The organism is Moraxella sp. CTOTU47724 (assembly GCF_032014955.1).
Classification (GTDB): Bacteria; Pseudomonadota; Gammaproteobacteria; order Pseudomonadales; family Moraxellaceae; genus Faucicola; species Faucicola tetraodonis.
This window is the reverse complement of sequence record NZ_DALZSV010000083.1, coordinates 1-7,395: the sequence shown is the minus strand read 5'-3', so window position 1 is coordinate 7,395 and position 7,395 is coordinate 1. Positions and strand designations below refer to the sequence as shown.

General features: G+C 42.6%; 7 protein-coding genes. 4 read left to right on the top strand and 3 right to left on the bottom strand.

Translation table 11 applies throughout. From position 1 onward, the window contains the following. The first annotated feature begins 80 nt into the window (after window positions 1–80). The 4 genes from RTR63_RS11270 (at window position 81) to dsbD (ending at window position 3,911) form a co-directional block, all read left to right on the top strand. Window positions 81–506, top strand: coding sequence for an HAD family hydrolase (locus RTR63_RS11270; protein ID WP_312524317.1), 426 nt, complete (start codon window positions 81–83; stop codon window positions 504–506). A 72-nt stretch (window positions 507–578) separates the two neighbouring features. Further along, the gene (locus RTR63_RS11265; RefSeq protein ID WP_007116050.1) at window positions 579–1,283 is read left to right on the top strand and encodes a DsbA family protein; all 705 of its coding nucleotides are present in this window, start codon (window positions 579–581) and stop codon (window positions 1,281–1,283) included. 50 nt (window positions 1,284–1,333) lie between these two features. Continuing rightward, window positions 1,334–1,876 carry a signal peptidase II gene (gene lspA / locus RTR63_RS11260; RefSeq protein ID WP_312524315.1) on the top strand — a complete coding sequence of 181 codons (543 nt, stop codon included), beginning with the start codon at window positions 1,334–1,336 and terminating at the stop codon, window positions 1,874–1,876. 73 nt (window positions 1,877–1,949) lie between these two features. Next, window positions 1,950–3,911, top strand: a complete 1,962-nt coding sequence (gene dsbD / locus RTR63_RS11255) for a protein-disulfide reductase DsbD (protein WP_050772862.1) — start codon at window positions 1,950–1,952, stop codon at window positions 3,909–3,911. Between the two features lie 131 nt (window positions 3,912–4,042). Here the strand turns inward: dsbD and RTR63_RS11250 are convergent, their stop codons facing one another. From RTR63_RS11250 to copM, 3 genes are all read right to left on the bottom strand, one after another. Further along, window positions 4,043–6,256 (bottom strand): heavy metal translocating P-type ATPase, encoded by a 2,214-nt coding sequence (locus tag RTR63_RS11250; RefSeq protein ID WP_138018155.1) that lies wholly within the window; start codon window positions 6,254–6,256, stop codon window positions 4,043–4,045. 112 nt (window positions 6,257–6,368) lie between these two features. Then, on the bottom strand, window positions 6,369–6,581 hold the full coding sequence (locus RTR63_RS11245) for a heavy-metal-associated domain-containing protein (protein ID WP_007116046.1): 213 nt from the start codon (window positions 6,579–6,581) through the stop codon (window positions 6,369–6,371). Window positions 6,582–6,622: 41 nt separating this feature from the next. Next, entirely contained in the window at window positions 6,623–7,372 is a 750-nt protein-coding gene (gene copM, locus RTR63_RS11240; RefSeq protein WP_007116045.1) for a CopM family metallochaperone, read from the bottom strand. Window positions 7,373–7,395 lie beyond the last annotated feature (23 nt).

Sequence of the window (7,395 nt, the reverse complement as noted above, 5' to 3'; positions counted from 1 at the left end):
ATACTCGACAAAATTCCTTACCGCCCTATTTTTTCCGTTTTCTGTGCTGACCCCACATTGAACGTTATTTCGGTGATTTATTGCCTGAAGATAAAGTAACCCACTTAAAAACTATCAAAGACCAACCTTCTAATAAAGCCAATAAAAAACAAACCGTGGCATTTGTGGGAGATGGAGTGAATGATGCTCCTGTCGTCGCTTTAAGTGATGTGGGTATTGCTATGGGAGGCTTGGGCAGTGATGCCACAATTGAAACCGCTGACGTGGTCATTCAAGATGATAAACCATCAAAAATTCCAATGGCGATTAATATTGGCAAACAAACCCGTAAAATTGTTTGGCAAAATATTACCTTGGCATTTGTGGTCAAAGCTATTGTACTAATATTGGGTGCTGGCGGTGTGGCGACGATGTGGGAGGCAGTATTTGCTGATGTGGGTGTGGCTTTATTAGCCATTATCAATGCCATGCGAATTCAACGTATGGACTTTGTGGATAAACGCTAATGTGGTATATCCATTTAATTATTTAATCAAAATTTTAACTAAAAATGGCTACTCGTCTATAAGGAATTTTTCATGAAAAAAACTACACTTACCCTAGTGACTACGCTACTTGCTCTTTCAGCCACGTTGGTTGCTTGTGGACAACAAACCACCACTAATTCAAATAATAGCCAAACTCCCACTACAACTAATGCCCAATCTACACCACAAGGCGAATCTGATACTATTACTGCCAAGCAAGTCGCTACAGATACCTTAGTACGCTCGCATTCACCTATTATTGGTAAGGTAGATGCCCCTGTAACTATAGTAGAGTTTTTTGACCCTTCATGTGAGGCGTGTCGGGCAATGAATCCGTATGTTAAACAAATCATCAATGAGCATAATGGTAAGGTAAGGCTGGTGCTACGTTACACCTTATTTCATAAAGGCTCTGAACAAGTGGCTCGTATTTTAGAAACTGCCAAAGAACAGGGTATATACGAACCAGTTTTAGCAGCGGTATTTGAAGCCCAACCGCAGTGGCATGACGACGAAACAGTTAAAGCGGCTTGGCAAGCGGCTATCAAGGCTGGGCTTGATGAACAAAAAGCTCGTGCCAGTATGAATAGTGATAAAATTAACCAAGTACTGAAACAAGACATGGACGATGCCAAAACTATTAAAATCTCAGGTACACCGACTTACTATGTCAATGGCAAGTTGCTAACTAAACTATCACCCGATGGGTTACAGGCAATGGTTGCCAATGAAGTCAAAACCACAGCCAAACCATAAAGAGTTCGTTAAGTCGTCATTTACCTAATACCTAAATTTATCGAGTTGTTATGCAGCCGTCGAAAAACACCTTAAGTGATATTAAAAATCCCCAAACTGCTTGGCTATGGTATGGCTTAAGTGCGTTGGTGGTTGGGATTGACCAACTTTCCAAGGTATATGTTGAAAAAAACTTTCAGTTATACCAAACAGTATCGGTCATTGAGCCAATCTTTAACTTTACCCTAGCCCATAACTATGGAGCTGCCTTTAGCTTTCTTGCTGACCAAGGCGGTTGGCAACGTTTCTTTTTTAGTGGGTTAGCATTTGGCGTATGTGGATTTATTATTGTCTATTTAAGGCGTTTACCCCGTGATACAGGGGTGTTATCAGCAGGATTGGCATTGATAATGGCAGGGGCGTTAGGTAACTTGATGGATAGGGTGCGTTTAGGCTATGTGGTTGATTTTCTACATGTGCACTATGCGAATGTGTGGAACTTCCCGATTTTTAATTTGGCGGATGTGGCGATTAATCTTGGCGTAGTATTGGTATTGATAGATAGCTTTTTTTTGGAAGCTAAACGTCGAGAACCACCTATGATAGATGCTTAAATAATATCTATAAATTCAATTAAGCTACAAACCGAAAATACGAATCAAGATATGAATTATAAGTGCCAGCAATATGATAACTAAAAATATAATTTCCTCCTATCAACGAAGTTATTTTATTTCGTTAGTTCAACTATTAGCTATTGTTTTTATCATAGCTATCAAGGTAACTCCAGCCCATGCTATAAATTTGTCTGATATTTTTAGTTCAAATAACGCCAATACGACCAATCCATCCAAACCGTTGCCTGTTCAAGAGGCATTTGCGATAACAACGACCCAGCAAGGTAATCAGCTCACTATTCAGGCAGATGTCAAAGATGGCTATTTTGTATATCAAGACAAGCTCAAACTTGAATTACCTCAAGGTGTGAATGCCACACCTTTGGTTTTTGACCAAACTGCCACGTTTGTGAATGACCCCAGTTTCGGGCGTGTACCTATTATTGATAAAAGCTTTACTGCCAAAACGACACTTTCTGTATTACAACCTATGCAAGCACAGCCTGCTATTGTGAAGTGGCAAGGCTGTGCTAAGATGGGACTATGTTACCCTCCTGAAAAAGTAAATTTCACCTTACAGCCTATCACGCCACAAGCCGCTAGTGCTGTGCCTACGACCCTACGTCCATCGCCCAATAATACCACTCCTGTTATCACAGACAAGGCCCCACTCTCGCCACCTATCACGACCGACATCACAGCTCAACATCCCTCACAGGGTGACAATGATATTTTTGGATTGAGTCGGCATACAGGCTGGGCATTACTATTGTTATTTTTGGCAGGGTTGGGTTTATCATTTACGCCATGTGTACTACCAATGCTACCTATCGTGGTGAATATTGTGGCACGTCAGCATAGTCCTTCTGCTAAAAAAGGCTTGTTATTAACAGGTAGCTATGGTGTGGGTGTAGCAACCAGTTATGGATTAGTGGGGGCATTGGTTGCAGTATTTGGGCAATCGCTTGGCTTGATGAATATGCTCCAACAGCCAATTATTTTACTAAGCTTTGCAACGGTGTTTGTGCTTTTGGGCTTGTATATGCTTGATGCCATACCATTTCCCCTCTCTGCTCGATTGTCACGCTTAGGTCAAACAATAAGTAATATAGGTACAAGCCGTCTAGGAAGTATGTCGGGCAGTTTCATTACAGGATTTTTTTCAGCCATGGTTGTGTCGCCTTGTGTATCCGCCCCGCTTGCAGGAGCATTGGCAGGGGTAGCTACTTTGGGTAACCCTGTAATTGGGTTTTTTGCTTTATTCCTGTTAGGGCTTGGACTTTCTACACCTTTGATTATTTTAGGTGCAACACAGGGAAATTTTATGCCAAAAACAGGAGAATGGATGGTATGGGTAAAAACAGGTTTTGCTTTGATGTTATTCGCTGTGGCTTTAGTAATGATAGAAAGGGTGTTGATATCTCATTTCATGTTAGGGATATGGGCGATATGGTTTATGGTCGTGGCAACATGGCTATGGCATTGGCAAGGTATTGGACAAAAACAAGAACCATCACACGGACGAATAGTAATCAAGGCAATTGCCCTTATAACGGCAATTTGGGCAAGTATTTTATTAATTGGAATGGCATTGGGTAGTCAAGATAGCTGGCAACCCCTAAAAACCATCAAAACATCAAGTGTTGCAAGTAGCATCACAGACCAATCACCAAAAATCACTAAGATATATAAAATGAGCGAGTTAAACCCTATTTTAGCGAACAATCCAAAGGTTTTAGTTGATGTAACTGCTGATTGGTGTATTACTTGTCGAACTATGGATAAAACGTTATTTGAAACACCACCAGCCCAGCTTAATGATTGGCAAGTAATAAAAATGGATGTCACCGATGATACAGTGGATAGTAAAGAAGTGTACCAAGCATTGGACGTATTTGCTCCGCCTGCTTTGTTATATTATCAAGAAGGTAAACTTGTTGCTCGTCAAGATGGTAATGTAGAACGGGAGGTATTTGAAAAACAATTAGCTCAATTAAATGATAAGCTAAGAATACCAAATATAGTACGATAAGAATGAACTAGCCCAAAATTCGAACCATATAGGGCGGTAATGACATTTGTTTAGTTTCTTACCCAATTTACCATAATAAGAAAAACACATCATTAACAAAACCTGTGGAAAACATTAATTTATGAAAAAGTTTATCCTTTCAACCGTGTCAATCGCAACGCATTCATTAATACCGAAATCGAACTTAACGCCATCGCCCCTGCCGCTAACATCGGATTAAGCAAGCCCACCATGGCAAAGCCAATGCCTATCATATTGTAAATAAAAGCAAAAAACAGGTTTTGCTTAATATTTCTTAATGTGGCTCGGGCAATCGTTACCGCTGACAACACATGGCTAATAGAGTGACTGCCATCGCCCATCAAACGAGCCGAAGCACTGTGTTGGGCGATATCCGTGCCATTTTGTACCGCAAAGCTAGCGGTAGCCGTTGCCATGGCAGGGGCATCATTTACGCCATCGCCAACCATCGCCACTTTTTTGCCATTTTGCTGTAGTTCGCTGATTTTTGTGGCTTTATCCCGAGGTGAAAGTTCGCCAATCGCGGTATCAATTTTGACTTGTCCACCTATATAATCGGCAACCGATTGTTTATCACCGCTTAACATTATTGTGGTTAAGCCCAGTTTTTTAAGTGAGGCAATGGCGGTCATACTGTCCGCTTTCAAGCTATCTGCAAGGGCAAACATGGCAATCGGTACGTCATTCACGCTAACGGCAACAAGGCTTGCAACTTGCCATGTTTTTTCTGCCAAAATCTCTTGCGGTAACGTCATATTGGTAAAAGCAGGGCTACCGACTTTTACCAAGCCAATATCTGCAATGTCGCCTTGTATGCCTTTGCCTGTCACATTTTCTACGTTATTGACGGTAAAGGTATTTTCCAAGTTAAAGGTTTTAGCATAGTCAAGCATGGCAGTCGCTAATGGATGATTGGCATGGGTTTCAAGCGTGGCGGTGATTTGAGCGATTTCGGCTAAATTTAACTCTTCATCAAACAGATAATGTGCTACGACTTGCGGTTTGCCTTCGGTAATCGTACCTGTTTTATCCAAGGCAATGGTATCCACCGAGCCAGTCGCTTCTAAGGCTTGGGCATCTTTAAACCACACCCCATGCCGAGAAGCAACGCCCATCCCTGCCATAATCGCAGACGGCGTGGCAAGCCCCATGGCACACGGACAGGCAATCACCAACACCGCCACGGCTCGCATTAAGGCGGTATCAAACGAGCCAAGCACATAAAAATTGCCGATAAACGTGAGTATCGCAATCACCACCACCACAGGCACAAACACCCCTGCCACACGGTCAGCGATACGGGCGATATTGGCTTTACTGCCTTGGGCGTCATTGAGGGCGGTAATCATGTCGCCAAGCTGGGTTTGGCTCCCAATGGCGGTTGCCCGATATTCGAGTGTACCGCTGGACAGCATTGCCCCTGCCATCACGTTGTCGCCGTTTTTTTTGGGAATCGGCAAGGATTCACCTGTGAGATGACTTTCGTCACACCACGCTTCGCCCCCTGTAACAGCAGTCACCACACCATCACAGGCAATACGGTCACCGTGTTTTGCCAGTAAAATCTGCCCGATTTTGACCTTGGATAACGGCGTTTGTTGCCAGTCATTTCCCACTTTTAGCAAAACATTACTTGGTGTGAGTTCTAGCAACAGATTAATGCTGTTTAAACTGTGTTTTTTGGTGCGTTCTTCCAGATATTTGCCCAATCGCACAAAGGCTATGACCATCACCCCTGCCTCAAAATACACATCAGGCATAGCGTGAGCCGTATCGTGCATGGCGTGCGAACTCTCCATAGTTAGCCACACATAAGTCGAATACGCCCAAATGGTCAGCGTTCCCAATACCACTAATACGTCCATATTGGCAAGTCCACCTCGAATACTCGCCCACGCACTTTTATAAAATGGCAATGCCAAACCAAACTGAACAATCGTGGCTAAAATAAACTGCACCCAAATCGCGGGCATAAAGTCGTGTTTGCCAATCATCATGCCCAGCATACCCCACAAAAACGGCAATAAACACAGCCAAATCAATATCAGCCGAAGTGGCGGTGTGACGCTTTCTGTGGCTTTGTCTTGGGAAAACATCGCATCGGCTTGCTGAATGTGGGCGGTATAGCCTGTTTTCTTAACCCAGTCTAGCACTTCATCGGCATTGGTTTGGCTGTCGTCAAAACTCACATGGGCGGTTTCATTGGCATAATTCACCGTTGCTTCAAGAATGGCAGGTTTTTTATTCAGCACCTTTTCGATACGATTGGCACAGGCTTGGCAAGTCATACCACCAATATCAAGATTGATAGTTTCGGTCGTCATGGCAGTTTTTATTTCCTTAAAACATTCATTGCTAAAGGTAAAATACGCCTTTTAAATGAATTAAAAGGCGTATTATTGGTATTTTGATAAAAATAAGAAATTGATGATACTTTTAACTCGCTTCAAATCCTGCATCTTCAATGGCTTGTTTTAAGGCAGTTTCATTGGTTTGGCTATCATCAAAGTTAATCACCGCATTGTTTTGCTCTAGGCTCACATCGGCTTGCTGTACGCCTGTCACTTGATTAAGGGCGTTGGTGACGCTTTTGACACAGCCACCACAGGTCATGCCGTTAATGTTTAGGGTAGTGGTTTGATTACTCATAGTCGTTCCTTTGGTTTTATTAAAGTGGTTTAATTATTTAATTATTTAGTTTTTTTACTGTCAAGCCATGCTTGCATTTGCTTAATTTCAGGGTCTTGGGCAGATTTTATCTGCTTGGCAAGTTGTAGCATCTCTTTGTCTTTGCCCATTTTTAATTCCGTATTCGCCATGTCAATTGCCCCTTGATGATGTGGTATCATACCTTTGGCAAAGGCAACATCGGGGTCACTGTCCATAATGCCTTGCATCATGGCATCATGGCTTTTCATATCCATTTCAGGCATAGCGGTATTAGTAGGGGCTTTGTCATCTTTGTGTTTGCTAAGCCACGTTTGCATTTGTGTGATTTCTATTTGTTGGGCTTTAATAATATTTTCTGCCAAGGCTCGCATTTCGCTGTCTTTGCCGTATTTTAGCTGAATTTTTGCCATATCAATCGCCCCTTGATGGTGGGCAATCATACCTGTAGCAAAAGCAACATCAGGGTTAGCAATATGGCTGGCAGACATCATCTGTTCGTGCATGGTGTTCATGGATTGCATATACTCGGCAACGTGGGCAGGTTGGCTAGCAGTAGGACTGCTTGCTGTTCCCATGCCATTCATTTTGCTCATATCATGTCCTGCATGGGCGGTTTCATTTGTCTTTGTGGATGCTACTACGCTACTGGCGCTACTTGCGGTTACTGGATTAGTTGATTTCTCAGTTTTGGTAGGCTGATTGCAGGCGGTTAATAGGGCGATAGAACTGAATAAGGCTAAAGCTTTGAATTTGGTAGAAAGTACGTTCATACGTTTTTCCTTTTGTTAGTCGG